The following is a 24,174-nucleotide window of genomic DNA, read 5'->3' on the forward strand; positions in this document are numbered from 1 at the left end:
TTTAATTGTAATTTATTTTATATTTTTTAAATACCTAAACAATTCTGAAACGAATAGTTTGTAATTTTCTAATTCTGTACTAATCATCCAGCGGTTTAAATTTTGATCTACAGCAGAAAATCCGACTTTAAATTTAGCTTTTGATTTATTGGTGATCATCATTAAAATGACATTTTCGACATTATAATAACTCAACAAAAGATCAAATTCTGAATTCACAAATTTGTTCAAAAAATCTTCGGTAATTTCTCCTTTCCAATTGATATGTTTTTTACCAAAAGTAGGTCTTAAATACGTTTCTTTCTCGTTAATTTTTCCTCTGTATGCAACAACTTTTATGTTTTCTGAAGCAATTCCATGAAGCTTTAATTCGTTAATCAGCGCTTCAGAATGGTCAAAATTACTTTCATCTATCAATAAACCAATTGTTTGAACGTTCTTAGAAAAGACCTCGTTTTTATTGTTACTTAAGTTATTTTTTAATGATTTTTTTACAAAAAATTCCTTTATATAATTTAAAAACATAGTACTTTTACTAGATTACAAAATTAATTATTTAAGTTGCATTTAAAATGGTAAAACTAAAAAAGTATAACGGATTTTTGAAACTTTTTGTTATATTCTTAACACTTTTTTTTACAGTTTCCTGTAGTCAAAAAAATTATAATCTAAACAAAATTGAAGGGAAACAACTTCCTGTTACTGAAAAAACTGCTGAAACTCCAGCAATTGAAAACTTTATTAAACCTTATCGTGATCACATTAACCAAGATTTGGATAATGTTTTGGCTTATGCTCCTGAAACTTTAGACAAGAGTACAGGAAAATGGCAGACCAGCATTGGAAGTCTATTGGCTGATGTTTGCCTTCAAAGAGGAAATACCGTTTTTAAAGCCCGTGAAAATAAAGATATCGATTTGTGTCTTTTAAATCATGGGGGCATCCGCGCAATTCTTCCTAAAGGAAATGTAACTACGAGAACCGCTTTTGAAATTATGCCTTTCGAAAACAATCTGGTTGTTATAGCTTTAAAAGGGGAACAAATTTTAGAAATTGCAGCCTATATTATTAAGGAGAAAAAACCGCAGCCTCTGTCTGGAATGACTTTTACAATTGCAAAAGACAATACTGCAAAAAACATCCTAGTTCAAGGAAAACCGCTAGATCTGAACAAGACTTATTATGTAGCTACAAATGATTATTTGGCAAATGGCGGTGACAGTATGACTTTCTTTGCTAAAGGCACCCAAAAGTTTGACTTAAACTATAAACTTAGAAATGTATTGATTGATTATTTTAAAGATGTAGACACAGTTGTGGCTCCGAAAAATATCAGAATTACAGAAGAATAAAAATCAAAGAAACAAGTAAGCATTCCTGCAAAAAAAATATAAAATGAAAAGAAGAGAGTTTATCGAAAAAACAGCAGCAAGTACTGCCCTATTAAGTTTAGGATTGTCTTTAAGCAGTTTTGAAACTAACGATATTAAGCATTTGACAATTCTACATACTAATGATGTGCACAGCCACATTGATCCTTTTCCTGCTGATGATCCGCGTAATCCTAATATGGGCGGTGTATCTCGTCGTGCGGCATTAATTGAGTCTATTCGTAAAGAAAATTCGAATGTGCTTCTTTTAGATGCAGGAGATATTTTCCAGGGAACTCCTTATTTTAATTATTATGGCGGTGAATTGGAGTTTAAATTGATGAGTATGATGAAGTATGATGCTTCGACTATTGGAAACCATGATTTTGATAATAGCCTTGATGGCTTATACGCTCAGCTTCCTCACGCCACTTTTGATTTTATCTGTTCTAACTATGATTTTAAAAATACGGTTATGGACGGACATGTAAAACCGTACAAAATCTTCAATAAAAACGGAATTAAGGTTGGTGTTTTTGGAGTTGGAATTGAATTACAAGGTTTGGTAGACAAGCAATTATACAAGGAAACTGTTTATAATAATCCTGTAGAAATTGCGCAGGACATGACACAGCTTTTGAAAAAGGAACAAAAATGTGATTTAGTAATTTGTCTTTCGCATTTGGGATATAAATATAAAGATGATCCAACTAAAATAAGCGATTTGAAATTTGCTGAACAAACTCAAGATATTGACTTAATTATTGGCGGTCATACTCATACTTTTTTAGACAAACCAACTATTGTAAAAAATAAAGCTGGTAAAGAGGTATTGGTAAATCAGGTAGGCTGTTACGGAATCAATTTAGGTCGAATAGATTTTTATTTTGATAAAGACAAAGCACATACAAATCAAGGTACAACTATTGTGGTGTAGCTTTATTTTGAATTCTAGCTTTTTCTAAAAAGTATTCTACCATAAAGAAATAAGCTAGAATTTGAGTTATGTCTCGTATTAAAACCAAAACGATTGAGTACGAGAAGTATTCATTGAAAATATAGAAAATATCTGAGAAGATATAGCTTACTGCCATTAATGACATCAGTAAAGTAATATGCGTTCCTTTGGTGATGTAACTTACAAAACAGTAATAACTTAAGACGCTTAAAACGATTCCGTAGAAAGTGTAAATTATGTGAAACCGTTTCATACTGTCTAATTGTAAACTCAAGACAGAAACTAATAAGTAGACAATAAAAACCACCACAATAGAAATAGGCAGAATATCGCGTTTTGTTAATTTTATTCTTTCGTGCTCTCGAATGAAGATTCTAATAATTAAAAGGTAAACGATTAAAAAACATAATACTCCTCCTATTTCAGAACTTTCAATATCCATTAAGTCATATACCTGCCCTACAAAACAAAAAAAGAAAATCACACCTTCTGATTTTCCAATTTTGAATTCATTGCTAATTAAAAAATAAATAAAAATAGACGGGAGAACTATTGCTTTGGCATACGTCGCAAAAAAGTCTTGTTCTGTATAATCAAAAATGATTGTACATAACAATGCCAGAAAAAACAAAATTAACGACGGTTTATTCGGTTTCATTTAATTTGTTTATAAAATCTTCTTCTGATAATATAGGTATATTTAATTTAGTGGCTTTTTCTAATTTCGCTGGTCCCATATTATCTCCTGCTACAACAAAATCTGTTTTTGCAGAAATAGAGCTTCCAACTTTTCCTCCGTTATCTTCTATTGCTTTCTTCAATTCATCTCTTGAAAATTGACTAAATACTCCAGAAACCACAAATGTTTTTCCAATAAATTTCTCGGTCGCATTTGGATTTACTCTTTCTTCAATTTGAAACTGAACTCCATAATTTTTTAAGCGCTCAATGATTTTTTGATTTTCTTCATTTTCAAAAAATTCAACAACGCTTCTTGCAATTCTTTCTCCAATTTCATCAACCAAAATTAAATCCATTAATGAAGCTTTGCTTAAAGCATCGATATTTTTATAATGTTTGGCTAATTTTTTGGCTACAGTTTCTCCGACAAAACGAATTCCAAGTGCAAACAATACACTTTCGAACGGAATTTCTTTTGATTTCTGAACTCCATTTACCAAGTTTTCGGCAGATTTTTGAGCCATTCTTTCTAAATGCAGAATATCTTCTACTCTCAATTCATACAAATCTGCATAATTGTGTACTAAGCCATTTTTGAAAAGTAACGCCACAGTTTCTCCGCCTAGACCTTCGATATCCATAGCTTTTCTAGAAATGTAATGTTGAATTCTACCTATAATCTGCGGTGGACAACCGTAGAAATTAGGACAGTAATGATTGGCTTCACCCACATTTCTAACTAATTCAGTCTGGCATTCCGGGCAATAGGAAATATAATGTGTTACTTCTGAATTTTCTGGGCGTTTGGCTAAATCTACTGCAATGATTTTTGGAATAATTTCACCGCCCTTTTCTACAAAAACAGTATCATTTACCCTAATATCTAATTTTTCGATTTGATCGGCATTGTGAAGAGAAGCTCTTTTTACAATTGTTCCAGCAAGCTGCACAGGTTCTAAATTCGCAACTGGAGTTATGGCGCCAGTTCTTCCTACTTGATAGGAAATTGATTTTAATTTGGTTGAAACCTGTTCTGATTTGAATTTGTAAGCTATTGCCCAGCGTGGTGATTTTGCAGTATAACCTAATTCTTCCTGATGCTGAATGCTGTTTACTTTTATTACAACTCCATCTGTTTCGTAAGGAAGATTATGACGGTGCACATCCCAATAATCAATAAAGTCAAAAACTTCGTGCATATTATTGACTAATTTTGCTTCTTTCGGTACTTTGAATCCCCAGCTTCTTGCGGCTTCTAAGCCTTCGAATTGTGACGAAAAAGGCAGGTTATTTCCCGTTACAAAATACAACAGACATTCTAGCGGTCGTTTTGCAACCTCAGCACTATCTTGTAATTTTAAACTTCCTGAAGCTGTATTTCTTGGGTTTGAATAAGGTGTTTCTCCAATTTCGATTAATTCCTGGTTCATTTTTTCAAAACCAGCAAGCGGCAGAATTATTTCTCCTCGAATATCAAATTTATCTGGATATTTTCCTTTTAAGTGTAAAGGAATTGATTTTATCGTTTTAATGTTATTGGTTACCTCATCGCCTTGAAAACCGTCTCCGCGCGTTAAGGCCTGAACTAACTTTCCGTTTTCATAGGAAATACTAATTGAAGCACCATCATATTTTAATTCGCAGGTATATTGCAGATTAACATTTCCGAGCACTCTTTGAATGCGGTTTTCCCAATCCAGCAAATCTTCTTTAGAATAGGAATTATCTAAAGAATACATTCTATATTGATGTGCTATGGTTTTAAAATTTTTGGTAACTGTTCCGCCAACGCGTTGTGTTGGTGAATTTTCATCAAAAAATTCTGGATGTTTATTTTCTAAATCTTGAAGTTCTTTCAGTTTTATATCAAAATCATAATCTGAAATCGTTGCATTATCTAACACATAATAGTTGTAATTGTGTTGATTAAGTTCATTTCGTAATGTTTGAATGGTTTCTTGAATGCTCATAAAATATTGCAAATTATAATTGTGATAAACTGAATATCAAAATTAGAATTTATTTTTGTTCAAAAGCATAAAAATTGAAAGTTTTAAAAAATCAAAAATCAGACTGCAAATTCATGCAGTCTGATTTTCTCCTTGTCCATTATTCTTAAAAAAAGAATTAATAAAAACCAACTTCCAAATGGTTTCGACGTTACATGTTTTAGAATGATAATCAATAAATTACCACGAAAACATAAAACTATTTTTGAATAATGATAAAGTCTGAACGTCTATTTAACAGGTGCTCTTCTTCTGTACATTTTACACCATTTTTACATTTATTAATTAAACGAGTTTCGCCATAACCAATTGCGCTTTCAATTCTAGAAGGATCAATGTTTTGAGAGACAATATAATCTCTTGTAGATTTAGCTCTGTTGTCTGAAAGTTTTAAATTGTAGGCGTCTTTTCCTCTAGAATCTGTATGTGATTCAATTTTGATTCTGATGTTTGGAAATTTTCGCATAATAAAAACTACTTTAGACAATTCTTCAACTGCTTTTGGCGTAATGTCGTATTTGTCGTAATCGAAATAAATTGGATTTACATCGACTTTTTCAACCCCTTGTTTTTTAACAACTAAGTCATCGTAGTTACTCAATTCAAAATTTACATCTTTGATTTCGCCTCCATTTTCTTTAGTGGTTTCAACCGTTTTATCATCACTGCTGTAGTTCGGTTTTGCCGCGATCATTTTAATTACTTTGTTGCAAGGAACTTCTATGGCATATTTTCCATCGAAATTGGTTTTTGTTTCTCCAAGAACTTCGCTGAAAGAGTTATAAGCCATTATCGTAACATCAGTCAAAGGTTTTTTGCTTTTACGATCTATAGCCATTCCAGAAATACTCTGATTGCAGACTGGTTTTCCTTTTACGAAAGAATAGATATCATCATCGCCCTTTCCTCCTGCTCTATTAGAAGAAAAATATCCATAACCATCTGTTCTGTCAATTATAAAAGAAAAGTCGTCTTTGTTACTATTAACTGGTGCACCAAGATTTTTAGGGGTCGTGAAATTTCCATCTCCCAGAAATTTACTTTCATAGACATCTAAATCTCCCCAGCCATAATGTCCGTCTGAAGAGAAATACAAAGTCCCGTTTTGAAAAAATGGAAATACTTCGTTACCAATTGTATTAATGTTAGGTCCTAAATTTAAAGGCGAGCTCATAGTTCCGTCAGCTGCGATTTTTACCACGTACAAATCTGTTTCACCAAATCCTCCTGGCATGTCTGATGCGAAGAAAAGCCACTGCCCGTCTTCACTTAATGCTGGATGTCCTACGGAATAATCATCACTGTCAAAAAATACTTTCTGCGGATTCTCTAATTTATTATCAACAATTGATCCTTTGATAATCTGAAAATTATTGATTTTTGCATCGTCAACAACTAATTTGTTTTTCTTTACAATATTTGTCGAATAGTAAATCGTTTTTCCCTGAGTATCAAAACTTGCTGTTGCCTCGTGATATTTAGTCATTACATTTGGAAGAAATACTGTTTCATTAAACAAACTTCCATCGGCAGGATTTCTTTCCGCAAGATATAAATTCAGAAAAGGCTGATTGTTCCAAGTATATAGTTTTTCACTAAACTTAGTAGTGTCACGAGCCGATGTAAAAACCACATTGTCTTTGAAAAAAGTGGCTCCAAAATCTGATTTACTAGTATTAATATCTAAATTTTTAATGGTATAAAGAGGTTTTGCTTTTGCCACGCTGTCCATATATTTCTTTTGGGCAACATATCTGCTTATCTCTTTTTTATCTCCCTTTTTATCCAGATATTCTTTTGTAACTCTATCTGCTTCATCATAATCCATAACGGCTTTCATCGATTGGATATAACGCAGATAGTAAATGTCAGTCAAATTATTTCCTTGAACTTCATACAGCTTTCTATACCATTTAAGTGCATTTCTAGAATCTGAAATGAAATAGTAAGAATCGGCAGCATTTTTCAGGGTTTGAGCTGAAGGATCTTTTATGTTCTGCAAACATTCCTCATAAGCTTTAGAAGCATCTAGATAAGAAAAGTTTCTAAACAAGGCATCTGCTTTCTTTAAGTTTGTTTTTTGAGCGAAACTAAACGTAACGCTCAAAATTAAACATAGGATATATAGTTTTCTCATAGGTTTTATTTTTAGAAGAATCGAGGAGATTTAATTTTGCTTTGGTTTTTAACAAATTGATAACGCAAGATGATTTCATGCGAACCATCATTGTATTTATTCAATTGGCTTACAGTGTAATCAAAAGCATATCCAAGATAAAAACTTGGTGAAATTTGAAAACCTGCCAGTATACTCACAGAATCATCTGTTCGATACGCTCCTCCTATAACAAACTTTTCCTGAATCATAAAATTTGCTGATATGTCTGCCGTAAGTGGTGCTCCGCTTACTGCTTTTACTAAAAATGCTGGTTTAAATTTCAAATTTGGATTCAAATCAAAAACGTAACCTCCCATTAAAAAGTAATGCAGACGATCATAATCAATAGATTCCTGAACATCGTCATAGTAATCATTTCTAATAAAACTTGGAACAGAAAGCCCTACATACCATTTATCAGTATAATAATAAATTCCGGCTCCGACTGCTAATTTCATTTGATTATTGATGTTCTGATTTAACAAAACATCATCATTGTCGTAGTATCTTCCTTTAGACCAATCTATGTTTAACATTCTCATTCCTGCTTTTAATCCAAAAGCAAGTCTTTTTTCATAACCTAATGGTACTGAATAAGAGAAATTTCCATCAAGATACAGTTCATCAGAAGGACCAATTTTATCATTTACAACACTCAAACCCAAACCTATTTTTTCATTTCGAAGAGGAGAATGAATGGAGAAGGATTGTGTTTCTGGAGCTCCATCAATTCCAATCCATTGTGAACGATATAAAAGTGCTGCTTCTATGGTTCCGGTAGATCCAGCGTAAGCTGGATTTACCGCCATAGTGTTATACATATACTGTGTATATTGAGGATCTTGTTGCGCTGTGGCACAAAACGTGATAAAAGAACATATTAAAATGAAATACGTTTCTAATGATTTTATATATAGTTTCATAACGATACTTATTTAGTTTAATTAATTAGATGATTAATAGAAGTGGATTATCTCATAATAGACAACCAGCCTTTTTTAACCGTTCCATCTCCAATGGTTATCACATAAAAATAAGTACCTGTTGGCAGCATATCTCCTCTATTAACAACTCCGGATACATTTGCTGTACCGTCCCAATCATTTTCATAATGCACTTTGCTGTACACTAATGCTCCCCATCTGTTGAATACTTTCAACTCGTTGTTTGGATGAGTTTCAATACAATCAATTCTGAATAGATCATTTTTCCCGTCATTGTTAGGCGTAAACTCATTGTAAACTGTTAAACAAATTGGTACTAATGTAACCGAAGCTGAATTGTTAGAAGCATCAACATCTAAAGGAGTTGAAATTTCTACAGCTGCAACGCTTGTATAATTTCCGTTAGGCAATACTTCTGCAACAATTGTCAATACTACGCTTTGGCCAGCATTTAAACTTGGCATTGTCCAAAGTTGTGTATTCGGATCATATGTTCCTGAAGTTGCAGATGAACTTACTAATTCTAAACCGCTTGGAAGTAAATCACTAACTATAGTATTTATGAAATCTCCTTCTCCAACATTGTTAACCGTTATAGTAAAGGTTACTTGATCGCCAAAATTTGGAGTTGGGTTATCTACTGTATGCGTAATTGTTAAATCTGAACAGCTTGTTACACTAACATTTAATGTTTTAATTGTTCTTTCATCACAATTATTAACATAAGCTACTGTAACTGTACCAGGGCCAATATCAGACCAAGAAACTGTAACAGATCCGTCGGTTGTACCTCCACCAGTAATTATTGTTCCTCCATTAACTGTCCAAACATAATTAGATTTTCCATTTGCAATTGAATAGGTTACTCCTTTGAATACACATGGAGTATCATCTGTAGTTGCTATTTGAACTGCAGCATCATTTTCGAATGCTATAGTAATTCCTAATCTTGGTCCGTTATCACAACCATTAAAGGTATTTGTCAATGAACTTGCGTAATACGTTGTTGCTGTAAGCGGCGTGTTTGCTGCTAATGGTGTTCCTCCTGTTGCACTAGTATAGAAAACTACATTTGCTTCGTTTACTAAAATATTAGCTAACGTTGGAGCTGCATTCAAACAGAATGTTTGAGTCGTTCTTGGCGTTGTAACTACACTTGGTGTGTTTACATTTACTGTTACTGCTAATCTAGCTGGGTTTTCACAACCAATAGCACTAGAAACCGCACCATAGTAAGTACCTGTTGTCAATGCTGTTGCAGCTGGAATTGCTGTTCCTCCTGTTGGTGTGCTGTACCAAACTACATTTGCTTCATTTACTTGAATATTCGCCACTGTTGGTGAATTTAAAGTACAGAAATTTTGCGTTGCACTAGTTGTTGTTGGTGTCGCACTTGGATTAACAACTGTAACTGTCACTTGTAAACGTGTTGTGCTTTCGCATCCTGTTACAGCGTCTACAATATTTCCGAAATAAATTCCAGAAGTAAGAGCTGTTGTAGCTGGTATTGCAGTTCCGCCTGTAGCAGATGAGAACCAAGTTACATTGCTTTCATTAACTTGAATACTGGCAACTGTTGGTGCATTTGCAGAACAGAAAGTTTGAGCGGTATTGTTAGTTGTCGGATTTATTGTGTTTCCAACTGTTACTGCTACTTGCAATCTCACACTGCTTTCACAACCTGTTGCAGGATCTTTTATAGCTCCAAAATAAGTTGCTGTTGTCAAAGCGGCTGTCGAAGCTAAGGCAGTTCCTCCTGTTTGAGTTGTATACCAAACTACGTTGCTTTCGTTCACTTGAATGTTAGCAACTGTCGGATTTGTTCCTGAACAGAATGTCTGTGCTGCGGCATTTGTTGTTGGTGTCGCTGGATTATTCACAATTACATCAACTGTTAATCTAGCAGCACTTTCACAGCCAGAAGCTAGATCTAAAATTGCTGCAAAATATTGACCTGTCGTTAAAGCTGTTGTAGATGGAATAACTGTTCCGCCTGTTAAAGCTGTGTACCATACAATATTAGCTTCATTAGTCTGAATGCTTGCAAATGTAGGTGCATTTACCTGACAGAAGTTTTGTGTTCCTGCTGTTACCAATGTTGGTGTTGCAGGATTATTTACAATTACATCAACTGTTAATCTAGCAGCACTTTCACAGCCAGAAACTGGATCAGAAATTGCTGCAAAATATTGTCCTGTCGTTAAAGCTGTTGTAGATGGAATAACTGTTCCGCCTGTTAAAGCCGTGTACCATACAATATTAGCCTGATTCGTTTGAATACTTGCAAATGTAGGAGCATTTACCTGACAGAAGTTCTGCGTTCCTGCTGTTACCAATGTTGGTGTTCCCGGATCATTCACAATTACATCAACAGTTAATCTTGCAGAACTTTCACAGCCAGAAGCTGGATCTAAAATCGCTGCAAAATACTGTCCTGTCGTCAAAGCTGTTGTAGATGGAATTAAAGTTCCTCCTGTTAAAGCTGTGTACCATACAATATTTGTTTCATTTGTCTGAATGCTTGCAAATGTCGGTGCATCTTCCTGACAGAAGTTTTGAGTTCCTGCTGTTACCAATGTTGGTGTCGCTGGATCATTTACAATTACGTCAACTGTTAATCTTGCAGCACTTTCGCAACCAGAAGCTGGATCTAAAATAGCTGCAAAATATTGTCCTGTCGTTAAAGCTGTTGTAGATGGAATAACTGTTCCTCCTGTTAAAGCTGTGTACCAGACAATATTTGTTTCATTAGTCTGGATACTTGCAAATGTCGGTGCATTTACCTGACAGAAGTTTTGTGTTCCTGCTGTTACCAATGTTGGTGTCGCCGGATTATTTACAATTACATCAACTGTTAATCTTAAAGCACTTTCACAGCCAGAAACTGGATCAGAAATTGCTGCAAAATATTGTCCTGTTGTTAAAGCTGTTGTTGATGGAATAACTGTTCCGCCTGTTAAAGCCGTATACCACACAATATTAGCCTGATTCGTCTGAATACTTGCAAATGTAGGAGCATTTATCTGACAGAAGTTTTGAGTTCCTGCTGTTACCAATGTTGGTGTTCCCGGATCATTCACAATTACATCAACTGTTAATCTTGCAGAACTTTCACAGCCAGAAGCTGGATCTGAAATTGCTGCAAAATACTGTCCTGTTGTCAAAGCTGTTGTTGATGGAATTAAAGTTCCTCCTGTCAAAGCTGTGTACCAGACAATATTAGTTTCATTAGTCTGAATACTCGCAAATGTCGGCGCATCTTCCTGACAGAAGTTTTGTGTTCCTGCTGTTACCAATGTTGGTGTTGCTGGATCATTCACAATTACATCAACTGTCAATCTTGTACCACTTTCACAGCCAGAAACCGGATCAGAAATAGCTGCAAAATACTGTCCTGTTGTTAAAGCTGTTGTTGACGGAATTAAAGTTCCTCCTGTTAAAGCTGTGTACCAGACAATATTAGTTTCATTAGTCTGAATGCTTGCAAATGTTGGTGCATTTACTAAACAGAAATTCTGTGTTCCTGCTGTTACCAATGTTGGTGTTCCAAGATTAGTAACTGTAACCGTTACGGCTAATCTTACACTGCTTTCACAGCCTGTTACAGCGTCTGTTGCTGCTGCATAATAAGTACCGCTTGTTAAAGCTGTAGTCGAAGCAATTACATTTCCTGCTGTTGGTGCATCGTACCAAACAACATTGCTTTCGTTTACTTGAATACTAGCAACTGTTGGCGCATTAGACAAACAGAAATCCTGAGTATCATCTGTCGTTGTTGGTGTGTTTGGATCACTAATCATTATTACTGCGTCTTGCAATGTTCCTGCAAGATTTTCACAAGTATTAGTACTTGAAACAGCTACATAATATGTAATTGGACTCATTGCTTTTGTTAGTCCTACAGCTGTAAGAACGCCCGCAGCATCTATTGTATAAGTTACATTATTAATAACTGCACCATTTGTAATTGGCTGCGTTTTGTTAGCATCTAAATACCAAGTAAATACAGGTGCTGTTAATGAAGGTGCTGTTGGTGTTAATGATGCTGGTAAACTATGGCAAATAGTTAAATCATCAACCAAAATATCATTTACTGTTGAAGGAGGCAGAATTGTGAATGTAATTTGTTTTCTATCTGCTGCTGCAGTTTCACAAAATTGATCTGAACTCACTCCTACATAATATGTATAAGTTCCCGGAGCTAATCCGTTTACTACTAATTGAGCTGTTGTTTCGCCAGGAATTAACACGCTTGTTGTTCCATTAAAGCTGTACCATGCATAAACTGGATTAGTTAAAACAGGCGTTCCGCTTAAACCAGTTGCTAAAGTTACAGTTCCAGACACAGAACAAACTGAAGTTGATGTGCCACCATTTAATGTGATATCAGTCAAAGCATTTACTGGAGCAGAAGCTTTTACTTCAACTGTTACTTCCCCTCTAGCAAAACTTTCACAGCCATAACGTACTGGCTGTACATAATATTTATAAATTCCTGCAGCTAAATTTGCTGGTATTGTATAGGTAAGACCTGTAGCAAGCGGATTTCCTCCAGTTTCAGCATCATACCAAATATAAGTTGAACAGGCTTCTTCTGGAATTTGAAGTGTAATGTCTGTTCCTGGGCAGACCGTAATTTTATTTTGAGGATCTGCTCCAATAACTGTTGTGTTTGCTGTTCTTTCTACAGTATGAACTCTTAAGAAATCTAATACTCCTGCAACACCTCCTAAACGAATTCTTACTCGGTCGTAAATTTCTGTTGGTGAAGATACCAGTACCATTGCCAAAGAGTTACCTGGCAGCAATCTTATGCTTAATAAATTACTCGTATTCTGAATTGGAGCTCCAACGGCAACATTCCCTAAATAACGCTGAATTGTAAATCCAGTAAGTAAATTAACATCTAAAAGCGCTCCAGGTTTAGAAATTACTATTCTTAGAGAGTCACTCACTACAGATGGAGTTTTAAATTGCACTGTTAAATCAGCCGCTGCTAATGCACCAACGCCGCTATACATAGTTGCAAAAGTTGTCACATCATTATCTGCGACATTCCATGCATCACTTACTCCTACTGCAGTGGTTACAGCTCCCACAGGAAGACCTAAGTCGGTCGTTCCGTAAAAAATATCCTGAATATCTCCAGGCGTACAAGCTACACTGGTAACTTGTCTATTATAGTGTGCATCAAAAACTTTTGTGTTTTGGGCAACACTTACAAGTGAAGCTGACTGGATACGAATTCCATCATAATCTTGTGGACCTGATGCATCTGAAGGAACAAAAGTAAATTCATAAGTATTATCTCCTGAAATTAAATTTAATAGAGATCCAGATACTGGCTGCATTGCTCCGATATCAACTCCTCCAATAGTTCCGACTACAGATAGATTTTGACCCACAGCCAATAAACTGTATTCAGATCCAAGTTTAACAGTTACTGGCGTTCCTTTTGTTACAGTACTTGCCCAAGTTAAATTTTGCCATGTTGTACCAATTCCTAAAAGACCTAATCCTGTAGTAATTGTTGAAAATGTTTGTGGATTTCCATCGATAGCATTTGCAGGATTAGAAACTGTCCCAGTAATTATATTTCCAGTTGACTGAGCATTTGCATACACTCTCTCTGCTAATGTTTGGCAACTGCTAAGATCGATAACATTAATTATTTTTGTTGCAGTTGCTGTACAAAATCCATCATTAGCAACAGCAGTGTAAGTATAAACTCCTGGTGTATTTAAAACACCAGTTGTAAATGTAGGTCCTGTTAATGCATTTCCTTGTGGATCAAACCAAGTAATTGTTCCAGTTGAAACTGCTGCTAAAGTAACATTTGAACCAACGTTCACAGATTCTTGCGGATTAGTTACAACCAAACTTGGTAATGCTCTTATAACTACTGCTATAGTAGCTCTTGCTGAAGGACATGTATCAGTGTTCAACTGAGCTTCAACTGAGTAATTTCCGCTAGTAGTAATATTGGCAGCTGCGTCAGCAGTTATTACATTATTTGATGAATCGTAGAAAGTATAAGTTGTATTTCCTGATACATCAAAGTTAGTAATAGCATTTCTTAAACTAGCACTTCCGCAACCTTCTAACGGAGTTGCAATTACACTTAAAGTAGTAGTTGACGGAGCATTAATAGTTACTTGTTTTAATGTTCCGTTTACATTCTCACAAGTTCCTCCATTCAAAATAGAAACAAAATAATTGAAAGGAGCTCCACTAGTACTTAAACCAGCGATTGTAAGTGCTCCCGTAGTAGCATCTTTTGTGAATGTTACTCCTGGCTGAGCTGCTACTGTTGTTCCTGTTATTATTTCCTGAGTTTTATTTTGATCTGTATAATATTTAAATTGAGCTCCAGCAATAGTAGAGGTTGGTGCTATAACCGCCCCACCCGCACAGGTAGCTTCAATAGGAGTTGTAACAACGACATCGGCATCGGTAGGAAGCGGTACTACTGTAACCGTAACTCCCTGACGCAAACTGTTTACGCAAGTTCCTCCACGTGTCCCTTCTAAATAATATGTTGTAGTTGAAGTCAAAGGAAGAGTTGGATTAACCGCTACAATATTGCCTCCAATTGGTGCATCATACCATGTAAAAGTTTCTGTTCCAGTAGAAGCAGCTGTTAAAGATGCTGTTTGTCCTGCACAAATTGGAGTAGATGCTCCAGTTATTGTCGCATTTGGGAATCTGTAAGAAGCCTGATAAATATATAAATTTGTCAATAGTGAAACCCCTGCATTATATCTTACTTCAACTCTATCAAATGGTGCTGTAGCAATAATACTAGCTTTAAACCTATTTCCTGAGAGTAATTGAATATTAATTAAATTATTATTGATTGCCGTTCTGTCACTATTATAAGTGGTTCCATTAAAGGTCGCTAAACTTATAAAAGATAATGCACTTACATCGAGCACACCTCCTGGGACCTCTAATTCAACATCAATAATATCACCAGTCTGACCTGGATTACCAAAAATTAATTGTTGTTCGATATATCCTCCAGTACCAATAGGAACAGAAAGCTGAGCATATGTACTAATATCTCCATCTACAGAATTATTCGGATTTGCAACAGAACATAAAACACATATCGCTGGATTAAAATCTGTTACCTGAGTTCCCGCCTGCAAACATGTACTTGTATTAGCAATCACAATTACATTTATAGCCCCTCTCGTTGGGTTAGCACAATCAGTCGCTATACTTGAAGCCTCCACATAATACGTTTGGTTCGCAGTTAAAGCTGGACTTGGTGTATATGATGTAGTATTAAATGCTAAGACATTCCCGCCAGTTGGCGCATCCAGCCAGTTGTATCTAACTCCAGCAACAGGATTAGAAACTGATAATGTTACTGTTTGTCCAGATTGTATAATAACATCTGACGAAGCAAAAGTTGGAACGGCTGGAATAGGGCTAATAGTTAATGGTACAGCAGTACGTGTTGGTGTTGAACAACTTCCAATAACAGCTTCCACATAGTAAGTTACATTTGCTGTTAAAGCAGGTGTGGTAAAAGATGTACCAGTAAATAATAAATTCCCTCCTGTTGCATCATCGTACCAATTGTAAGTAGTACCAGCAACTGGAGTATCAACTGTTAATGTCGTTGAACGCCCACTACAAATGGTGGATGGAACTGCTGTAACAACAGGTAATACTGGATTAACTATTGATATAGCAACTGGAGTACGCTCGCCATTCACACATCCATTTCTCGTTATTTCAACATAATAAGTTGTTGGTACAGTTATAGCAGGAGTTGTAAATGCTGCAGTAGATGCCAACGAAGCTCCGCCTGTAGCAGCACTATACCAATTAGCAGTTTCACCGACAGCAAGTGAAGCTATTAATGTTGTTGTTTGACCACTACAAACACTTGTGTCTCCAGTAATAGTTGGAGCCTTATATCTGTAAGTTGCCTGATAAATATCTACGCTAGTTAATACTGTTGCCAAACCTCCCAATCGAATTTCCACACGATCAAAATTTGCTCCAGCAACAACACTGGCTCTAAAACGATTACCACTTAATAGCTGCAAAGTAATTAATGGATTATTAATTGCAGTTCTATCATTATTATAAGTGGCTCCATTGTAAGTTGCCAAATTAACAGCTCCTAATAATGCAACGTCTGCTAAACCGCCAGGTAATTCCAACTCTACATCTACAATATCACCAGCTTTACCTGGATTTGTAAATTGCAAAGTCTGCTGTATCCAGCCATTAATTAATCCAACAGGAACTGTAAGTCTTGCCGCTGTTGCAGGATTCCCATCTACAGAGTTATTAGGATTTGTAGAACTACACAATAAACATAAACCGTTTTGTGTGGTAGATTGACTGCTTGCTTCAAGACATCCTCCTAAAGCTGCTGGTTGAACCGTTACTGTAACAGGAACTCTAGCTGCGCTGACGCAATTTCCGTTTGGACTTTCTGCTTCAACATAATATGTTTTTGTAGCAGTTAAAATTGGTGTAATAAAAGTAGCTGTATTCGTCGCAACTGCCGTTCCGCCTGAAGGTGCTTCATACCAATTTAATTGTACTCCTGGTTCAGAAGTAGCTGCGTTTAAAGTTGCATTCTGACCCGATTGAATTGTAACACTTTGTGTTAAAACTGTAGGAGTCGCAGGTACTGCTGTAGAAACAACATTTACTTGCGCACGCGTTGGGCTAATACAGCTTCCAATAGAGGCTTCTACAAAAAATGGAGTTGTCCCTAAAGAAACCGTTGGAGAATAGGTAGTTCCCGTTGCTAATACTGTACCTCCGCTCGCTGCAGAATACCAAGTATAAATAGTTCCAGGCACAGCATTTAAAACTGACAATGTCGTTTGCTGTGTTGGTCCTGTAGAACAAACCGTAAGTCCGGTATTATTAATTGCCGGTGCAACCGGATTAGAAACATTTAAAACCACAGGGACGCGAACATTTCCTTCGCATCCTGCAACTCTAGATATTCCTATATAATAAGTAGTTGTAGTTGTCAAAGCAGGAGTCGTATAAGTATTTCCTGTTGCCAATGGTGTTGTAGAAGCCGCAGAATCATACCATGCAAGAGTAGTTCCTGCTGCCGGAGTCGCAGTAAGAGTGGTTGGAGAACCAGCACAAACTGTTTGCGATAGACCACCAGTTACCGTTGGCTGAGCAAATTCTAAACGAATATCATAAATCCTCAAACTCACCAACAAACTTAATAGTCCGCCGACTTGAACTTGAATTTGATTCGCATCACCTGTCAAAGTGTATCTTGCGACTGCAACTGTGTTACCATTTAACAGGTTTAGGTTCAGCAGCGGACTGTTTAAAGGCACGCTGGAACCTACATTGACACCTGAATTTTTTGCCTGAATAGTCGCGTTCGCTAACAAACTCACATCCAGCAAGCCATTACCCGTGCCAAAGTAAATAGCAATTTGATCTCCGGCCCTCGCCGTCTGATTCAAGGTTACTGTTTCTTCAACAAAGCAACCTACACCAACGGCATTCGTCAAAGTTGCGAATGTCGTTAAGCCAGCGCTGTCATAAGCATTGGCAGGACTACTAACATTTAAACCTACACACAATAACCCACCTTGACTATTAGTTTGAGACACAGGTCTACAAATAGTCTGAGAAAATGCATTAGTGCATAAAAAGAATAAAGTTAAAAGTCCTAATAATCTCTTTTGAAGTTTGAGATTACAAAAAGTAAAATTTTTTTTCATAATTTGGAAGATTAGAAAATGGACAATAAAACACCTCTCGCAGTAAGTGCAAGCACCTACGCAATTAAACAATCAGTTAAAAATCAAATAGTTAAAACAAAATTTAAAATCTTAAAAAAAAGTTTTCAAATTATGTTTATTAAAAAAATTATGTTGAATTCGACATATCAAAATATGCCATAGAACATATCTTATCTCGAACAGATAAAAAACGTTCTAGTTTTTGTGAGGAAAAATGATTGTAGTCAGTTTTCCTAGAGGAGTGATTTGTTGCAGGTCTAATTTTCATAATGAAAATTTTTAGTTGAAGCAGAATTGGGGAATTCTGTTTTTGTATAATTAAATCCAATTTTCTAAGAAAGTTGATTAGTCATTCTGAGATTACTTAAACAAAAAAGATATTTAAGACTTGAAATAATTATAACAATATAAAAGATTACAGCTCTTTCCCAAGCCACCGAAATGGATAGAAAAGACACGGTAATAGAATATGTGGAGTTTTAGTTAAAAAATTAGATTTAAAAATCGCATAACGATTCATCTCATCATTATTAAGACGAAGTAAGCTTAATAGAATAAAAACTAAAGCTAAAATAAAATGAACAACTAAAGTAAATTTGATGAAGAAAGTAATTGTCAATTCCATAAGCAGGTCTATTAAGTTATAAATAATTGTAAATTTCTATCTCAATAAAACATAATTTGAATAATAATTTAGAAGTATGAAAAACTATTTTTTATCGTTATGTTTTTGAAAAAATACCAAAGCAAAACTTTGTTTAACTTTTGTATTCTAAAATTAGAAAAAACACAAACACAAAACAAGTGTAAAATTCTTATGTTTCACCTTTAAAAAGAAAAACAAAGAACCTTCAAGCCTTTGAAACATCAGAAAAACCTACTATTTTAACATTTTTATGATGTAAAAAATTTCCTAAATAAAAGTTAAACAAAATATGTTAAAAAACAAAATTGAAATATTAATCTTACATTTATTGAAATTTTATCGACAAAATTATCCGCAATCTAGACCAACTACATCTAAAATTTAAAAATCGCTTGTAAATTACTAAATATTGAAAGATTCAAAAAAAACAGGTAGATGTACGCGTAAAATTTTAAATTAAAGTTTAAACAAAAGTTAAAAAGAAGCAAAAAAGACAAACAATTAACAATCAACTGTTTGCCTTTTCAAAATTGATATACACTAAATTTTAGTAAACTACGACTGTATTATTGTATTAATCTGATTAAATAACTGGCCATCACTTAAAAATGCACCCTGTTTTATCAATTCAAAAATTGAACTATTTCGTTCTTCAGTAAATACTTTTTTCCCTACTTTCATTTCGATATTATCAGTAAACATATTATCACTTAACAATTGAAGTCCTTCTTTAGTTAAAAAATCAGTTTCAGGAGAAAGCGATTTTAAAACAATTGATTTTATGTAAGTATCAAAACATTGAAACAAAAAGATATGATTTTTTGAAAAGTGTTCTAGATATTCAGCTCTAGTTAATACGCCTTCCCAAATTAAATCTGAAAAAACATCAAGTTCCTGCTCAGCAACTTCAGGTTTGTTAATTTTAAGCTCTTCCCATTCTTTTCTATCAATTGCCTGCGTTGCTAAAAAACTTGCAAATTCTGCATGCAGTTCATCAAATTGTTCCTTTGTTAATCTTGCGTATTTCATTTCTTTTTTAGGCTTTATGCTTTACGCTGTACGCTAGAAGCAATATGCTTTAACCATCAACATCAAGTCTAATAATTAATAATCATTTCATTAAACAAAAAAATCCCGATTTACATCGGGATTTTAGTATAGATTTTAAAACTATTACTTTTCAGCAATAATTTCGTATGGTAAGTCAACGATTACATCTCTATGTAAACGGATGCTTGCGTTGTATTTTCCAGTACGTTTAACGATACCGCTAGTGATGAATTTTCTATCGATAGCATTTCCAGATTTCTCTAAAGCTTCAGCAATATCGATGTTAGTGATAGAACCAAAAAGTTTCTCTCCACCAGCTTTTGCAGTAAGTTTAATTTCAAGAGCTTTTAAAGTTTCAGCTAATGCTTTTGCATCAGCAACAATTTTAGCTTCTTTATGTGCTCTTTGTTTTAGGTTTTCAGCTAAAACTTTTTTAGCAGAAGGAGTTGCTAAAGTAGCAAAACCTTGAGGAATTAAAAAGTTACGACCGTAACCAGGTTTTACAGATACTACATCATCTTTAAATCCTAAGTTTTGTACGTCTTGTTTTAAAATAAGTTCCATGTTGTTGTCCTTATATTTTAGAAGTTAGGTTCTGTTTCAACAGAAACCAGCGACTAGAGTTTTTAATTATTTTAATAAATCGGCCACGTATGGCATTAAAGCTAAGTGACGAGCTCTTTTTACAGCTACAGAAACTTTTCTTTGGTATTTCAATGAAGTTCCAGTTAAACGACGAGGAAGAATTTTTCCTTGCTCATTAACGAATTTCAATAAGAAATCAGCATCTTTATAATCGATATATTTGATTCCTGATTTTTTGAAACGGCAATACTTTTTAGTTTTGTTAGTTTCAATGTTTAAAGGCGTTAAATATCTGATATCTCCGTCTTTTTTTCCTTTTGCAGATTGCTCTATTGTAGACATAATAATTAAGCTTTAGTAGATTTTAATTTTGCTCTTCTTCTTTCCGCCCATGAAATAGCATGCTTGTCTAAACTTACAGTTAAGAAACGCATAACTCTTTCGTCACGTCTAAATTCAGTTTCAAAAGCAATTAGAACTTCTCCAGATACTTTGAATTCGAATAAATGGTAAAAACCACTTTTTTTGTTTTGGATTTCGTAAGCCATTTTTTTCAGACCCCAATCCTCTTTCGATACCATTTCAGCTCCTCTACTAGTAAGAAATTCTTCAAATTTCGTTACTGTTTCCTTCACCTGAACCTCAGATAAAACGGGATTTAAAATGAAAACAGTTTCATAATGATTCATAAATAAAAATTTTATTTGTTAAAATTGGGTGCAAAAGTAATGATTATATTTATATATACAACACTTTTTTCCTTTTATTCGTCATAATGCAAAAAATGTGCGCTCATTTTAGTTTTTTTTCCAAAAAAATAATACATTTACTACTGCTATCCTGAATTTATTCTAAATGTAAATGTTATGAAACTAAACTGTGTTGTTGTAGATGATAGTTCTATACAAAGGACAATTATTGCCAAATTGGTTAATAATCACCCAGGCTTGCATTTAATTGGTGACTTCTCTAATGCTATTGAAGCGAAAAGCTGTATCTCTTTAAATAATATCGACTTAATATTCCTTGACATAGAAATGCCTGTTATTAATGGTTTTGACTTCTTAGACGGCCTAAAATCAAAACCTCAAATTATATTCATTACTTCTAAAGCTGAATATGCTTTGAAAGCTTTCGACTATGATGCAACAGATTATTTACAGAAACCTATTGCGGTAGATCGTTTTAACGCCTCTGTTAAAAGAGCAATCGACATGCACTTGCTTAAAAAAGATGTCAAAGAAGAAGAGGGTGAACATATTTTCATCAAAAGTAATCTAAAAAAACTTAAAATTTTCACTTCTAAAATTAAATGGATTGAAGCTTTTGGAGATTACGTAAGAGTTGTGACAGAAGACGACAGCAATCTTGTTCTTTCAACAATGAAGTCTTTCGAAAATGATTTGTCAAAAGATAAATTCATTCGTGTGCACAAATCGTACATTATTAACATAGATAAAGTAGAGCGCTTCAACAGCAAGTTTGCTGAAATTGGGATAACCAAAATACCGTTAAGCCGTAACAAAAAAGAAGATTTAGTAAGAGCTCTTTCTACTTCTTCTTAATTATCATTAATAGAAATCTACATTACTCACAACTTTTATAGCTCGGTATTGAGCCACGGCCTCAAAACTATTCAACATTTTCTGAATAGTTTTTTTTGTGTTTCCGAGATGGAGGTTTTGCGGAATCTTAATTAAAATAGTCCTTATATACTCATTTCGAATTCTGCTGATAGCAGGCTCTTCTGGTCCTAAAACAGGCATTCCTAAATTTTGGCTTAAAACCTGATACAACCACATTGATCCTTCTTTTAGTTTATCAAAATCCTTGTGTTTTAAAGTCAGTTTTATAATTCTGAAATAAGGCGGATATTTATAAATCTGCCTATCATACAATTGCTCTTTATACATACCCATATAATTATGGTTTGTAACTTGCTGAATTGTATTATGGTTTGGATTATAGGTTTGAATCACTACTTTTCCTTGTTTTTCAGACCTTCCGGCTCTTCCGGCAACTTGAGTCATCATTTGAAAACTGCGTTCAAAAGCCCGAAAATCTGGATGATGCAGCATATTATCTGCATTCATAATTCCAACCAGACTTACATTATCAAAATCCAGGCCTTTGGCCAGCATTTGAGTTCCGACCAAAATATCAATTTCTCGATTTTTAAAGGTATCAATAATCTTTTCAAAACCATATTTACCTCGAGTGGTATCTTGGTCCATCCTAGCGGTTTTAGCCTTCGGAAAAAGAGAGATTAACTCCTGCTCGATCTGCTCGGTACCAAATCCTTTTGTAGTCAAATCGATGCTGGAACAGCTGTGACAATTGGTAGGTTTTGCGATAGAATAGCCGCAGTAATGACAGCGAAGCTGGTTTTTATGTTTATGATAAGTCAGACTTACATCGCACTGCTGGCAATGCGGCACGTGACCGCAAGTCAAACATTCTATTATGGGAGAATATCCTCTCCTATTTTGAAACAAAATTACTTGTTCGCCTAAAGATAAGGCTTCTGCAATTTCTTCTATTAAAAGGTCGCTAAAATGACCTGTCATTCTTTTTCTGAAATGTTTGTCTTTTAAGTCAACCAAAACAACTTCGGGCATACGAACATTATTATAACGCTCTGTAAGCGTAACCAAACCATATTTTTCATTTTGAGCATTAAAATACGTCTCAATACTTGGAGTTGCAGAACCTAAAAGAACTTTAGCATTATGAAAATTTGCTAAAACAATTGCCGCATCCCTTGCGTGGTATCTAGGTGCTGGATCAGTCTGCTTAAAAGTCTGCTCATGTTCTTCATCAACAATCAGCAGGCCTAAATCATTAAAAGGCAGAAACAAAGCTGACCTTGCTCCTATTACAATTTGTGCTTTCTCTGAATTTTCGAGTGTTTGTTTCCAAACCTCAACTCTTTCATTATTACTGTATTTCGAATGAAAAACTGCAACTTTATCTCCAAAATGAAGTCGTAAACGAGAAACCAATTGTGTTGTAAGCGCTATTTCTGGAAGCAGGTACAAAACTTGTCTTCCCGTATGAAGATATTCTTCAATTAATTTAATATAAATTTCCGTCTTTCCACTCGAAGTAACGCCGTGAAGCAGACAAACTTCTTTTTCAGAAAAACTTTCTTTAATTGCCGTAAAGGCATTTTGCTGCGATTCACTTAACTGAAGTTCTTTTTCAGATTTTTCTCCGTTAAACGAAACGCGATCGTGCTGCAGATAATACTCCTCAAAAATTTCATTCTTAACCAGAGTTTTTATAACAGCCGAAGTGCAGCCTGAAACTTCTACTATTTTTTTCTCGGTTACAGGTTTCTTTTCTGAAGCGCTAATTTGAAAATAAGCCAAAACAATTTCCTTTTGTTTATTACTTTTCAAAACTTCAAGCAATTCTTGTAAACCTCGATCTGTTTCGTATTGCGCATGCAATTTCACATAGCGAACCAATTTTGGCTTATATGTTTCTTTTATTTCTTCTTCTAAAACTATAATATCTCTGGCGATTAATTTTTGAAGAATTGGCAGAATATTTTTTCGATTTAAAATTGAAGCAATCTCCTGAACTTTAAGCGAACTCTGATGTTGCAGCGCTTCATAAATCAAAAATTCATCGTCAGAAAGTTCAGAATCATTGACAATAACTTCTGGTTTATGCGAGACAATTGTTTCACTTTCTAACAATAATCCAGTTGGAAAAGCTCCACGATACACATCACCAATTCCACACATATAATAGTTAGCAACCCAAAGCCAGTGCTTGATCTGGGTTTCGGTTGCAATTGGCTTTTCATCTAAGATTTGGTGAATTTCTTTTGCCTCATATAATGTTGGTGCATTTTCATGTATATCCAGAACAAGCGCCGTATAGATTTTATTTTTACCAAAAGGCACCGCAACCCTCATTCCTTTTTTAATAAAATGGAATTCTGCCTCAGAAACGCGATATGTAAAGGTTTTTGCTAAAGAAAGCGGTAAAATAACTTCTATAAAAAACATGC

Annotated in this window: 14 protein-coding genes; 3 read left to right on the forward strand and 11 right to left on the reverse strand. The window is 34.7% G+C overall.

The window, feature by feature from the left end:
• Positions 1-12: 12 nt before the first annotated feature.
• Positions 13-525, reverse strand: coding sequence for a DUF6913 domain-containing protein (locus EDB96_RS15445; protein WP_057118457.1), 513 nt, complete (start codon positions 523-525; stop codon positions 13-15).
• Between the two features lie 47 nt (positions 526-572).
• Between EDB96_RS15445 and EDB96_RS15450 the strand changes: the two genes are divergently transcribed.
• Together EDB96_RS15450 and EDB96_RS15455 are read left to right on the forward strand one after the other, a co-directional pair.
• Positions 573-1,352 (forward strand): 5'-nucleotidase C-terminal domain-containing protein, encoded by a 780-nt coding sequence (locus EDB96_RS15450; RefSeq protein WP_134141788.1) that lies wholly within the window; start codon positions 573-575, stop codon positions 1,350-1,352.
• Between the two features lie 43 nt (positions 1,353-1,395).
• Positions 1,396-2,307: a bifunctional metallophosphatase/5'-nucleotidase gene (locus EDB96_RS15455; protein WP_134141789.1), complete on the forward strand. Its 912-nt coding sequence runs from the start codon at positions 1,396-1,398 to the stop codon at positions 2,305-2,307.
• On the opposite strand, the gene EDB96_RS15460 is transcribed toward EDB96_RS15455, so the two are convergent.
• The 9 genes from EDB96_RS15460 to rpsF form a co-directional block, all read right to left on the reverse strand.
• Entirely contained in the window at positions 2,294-2,986 is a 693-nt protein-coding gene (locus tag EDB96_RS15460; RefSeq protein ID WP_134141791.1) for a lysoplasmalogenase family protein, read from the reverse strand. The two genes, EDB96_RS15455 and EDB96_RS15460, sit on opposite strands and share 14 nt — an antisense overlap.
• A complete protein-coding gene (gene ligA, locus EDB96_RS15465) occupies positions 2,973-4,979 on the reverse strand; it encodes an NAD-dependent DNA ligase LigA (protein ID WP_134141792.1) in 2,007 nt (668 codons plus the stop codon). Before ligA ends, EDB96_RS15460 begins: the two co-directional genes overlap by 14 nt.
• Before the next feature lie 238 nt (positions 4,980-5,217).
• On the reverse strand, positions 5,218-7,155 hold the full coding sequence (locus tag EDB96_RS15470) for an OmpA family protein (protein ID WP_134141794.1): 1,938 nt from the start codon (positions 7,153-7,155) through the stop codon (positions 5,218-5,220).
• Positions 7,156-7,166: 11 nt separating this feature from the next.
• Complete coding sequence (locus EDB96_RS15475) at positions 7,167-8,099, reverse strand: type IX secretion system membrane protein PorP/SprF (protein ID WP_057118463.1); 933 nt, start codon at positions 8,097-8,099, stop codon at positions 7,167-7,169.
• Between the two features lie 47 nt (positions 8,100-8,146).
• On the reverse strand, positions 8,147-17,851 hold the full coding sequence (locus EDB96_RS15480; protein ID WP_134141796.1) for a gliding motility-associated C-terminal domain-containing protein: 9,705 nt from the start codon (positions 17,849-17,851) through the stop codon (positions 8,147-8,149).
• A 1,222-nt stretch (positions 17,852-19,073) separates the two neighbouring features.
• Positions 19,074-19,547: a DUF6495 family protein gene (locus tag EDB96_RS15485; RefSeq protein WP_134141797.1), complete on the reverse strand. Its 474-nt coding sequence runs from the start codon at positions 19,545-19,547 to the stop codon at positions 19,074-19,076.
• 144 nt (positions 19,548-19,691) lie between these two features.
• Positions 19,692-20,132 (reverse strand): 50S ribosomal protein L9, encoded by a 441-nt coding sequence (rplI, locus tag EDB96_RS15490; RefSeq protein ID WP_134141799.1) that lies wholly within the window; start codon positions 20,130-20,132, stop codon positions 19,692-19,694.
• 66 nt (positions 20,133-20,198) lie between these two features.
• Positions 20,199-20,495, reverse strand: a complete 297-nt coding sequence (rpsR, locus tag EDB96_RS15495; RefSeq protein WP_002987043.1) for a 30S ribosomal protein S18 — start codon at positions 20,493-20,495, stop codon at positions 20,199-20,201.
• Between the two features lie 5 nt (positions 20,496-20,500).
• A complete protein-coding gene (rpsF, locus tag EDB96_RS15500) occupies positions 20,501-20,842 on the reverse strand; it encodes a 30S ribosomal protein S6 (protein WP_041518692.1) in 342 nt (113 codons plus the stop codon).
• 177 nt (positions 20,843-21,019) lie between these two features.
• Here rpsF and EDB96_RS15505 point away from each other — a divergent pair, with 177 nt between their 5' ends.
• Positions 21,020-21,718, forward strand: a complete 699-nt coding sequence (locus EDB96_RS15505) for a LytR/AlgR family response regulator transcription factor (protein ID WP_057118467.1) — start codon at positions 21,020-21,022, stop codon at positions 21,716-21,718.
• 6 nt (positions 21,719-21,724) lie between these two features.
• On the opposite strand, the gene priA is transcribed toward EDB96_RS15505, so the two are convergent.
• Positions 21,725-24,172: a primosomal protein N' gene (gene priA / locus EDB96_RS15510; protein ID WP_134141800.1), complete on the reverse strand. Its 2,448-nt coding sequence runs from the start codon at positions 24,170-24,172 to the stop codon at positions 21,725-21,727.
• Between the last annotated feature and the right edge of the window lie 2 nt (positions 24,173-24,174).

Origin of the sequence: Flavobacterium sp. S87F.05.LMB.W.Kidney.N (genome assembly GCF_004366435.1) — a bacterium.
Lineage (GTDB): Bacteria > Bacteroidota > Bacteroidia > Flavobacteriales > Flavobacteriaceae > Flavobacterium.

Excerpts from the sequence above, each read along its gene's own strand:
- priA (WP_134141800.1), bottom strand. The coding sequence starts at position 24,172 with ATGTTTTTTATAGAAGTTATTTTACCGCTTTCTTTAGCAAAAACCTTT.
- EDB96_RS15505 (WP_057118467.1), top strand. The coding sequence starts at position 21,020 with ATGAAACTAAACTGTGTTGTTGTAGATGATAGTTCTATACAAAGGACA.
- EDB96_RS15470 (WP_134141794.1), bottom strand. The coding sequence starts at position 7,155 with ATGAGAAAACTATATATCCTATGTTTAATTTTGAGCGTTACGTTTAGT.
- rplI (WP_134141799.1), bottom strand. The coding sequence starts at position 20,132 with ATGGAACTTATTTTAAAACAAGACGTACAAAACTTAGGATTTAAAGAT.
- rpsF (WP_041518692.1), bottom strand. The coding sequence starts at position 20,842 with ATGAATCATTATGAAACTGTTTTCATTTTAAATCCCGTTTTATCTGAG.
- EDB96_RS15460 (WP_134141791.1), bottom strand. The coding sequence starts at position 2,986 with ATGAAACCGAATAAACCGTCGTTAATTTTGTTTTTTCTGGCATTGTTA.
- EDB96_RS15445 (WP_057118457.1), bottom strand. The coding sequence starts at position 525 with ATGTTTTTAAATTATATAAAGGAATTTTTTGTAAAAAAATCATTAAAA.
- EDB96_RS15485 (WP_134141797.1), bottom strand. The coding sequence starts at position 19,547 with ATGAAATACGCAAGATTAACAAAGGAACAATTTGATGAACTGCATGCA.
- ligA (WP_134141792.1), bottom strand. The coding sequence starts at position 4,979 with ATGAGCATTCAAGAAACCATTCAAACATTACGAAATGAACTTAATCAA.
- EDB96_RS15450 (WP_134141788.1), top strand. The coding sequence starts at position 573 with ATGGTAAAACTAAAAAAGTATAACGGATTTTTGAAACTTTTTGTTATA.
- EDB96_RS15475 (WP_057118463.1), bottom strand. The coding sequence starts at position 8,099 with ATGAAACTATATATAAAATCATTAGAAACGTATTTCATTTTAATATGT.
- EDB96_RS15455 (WP_134141789.1), top strand. The coding sequence starts at position 1,396 with ATGAAAAGAAGAGAGTTTATCGAAAAAACAGCAGCAAGTACTGCCCTA.
- rpsR (WP_002987043.1), bottom strand. The coding sequence starts at position 20,495 with ATGTCTACAATAGAGCAATCTGCAAAAGGAAAAAAAGACGGAGATATC.
- EDB96_RS15480 (WP_134141796.1), bottom strand. The coding sequence starts at position 17,851 with ATGAAAAAAAATTTTACTTTTTGTAATCTCAAACTTCAAAAGAGATTA.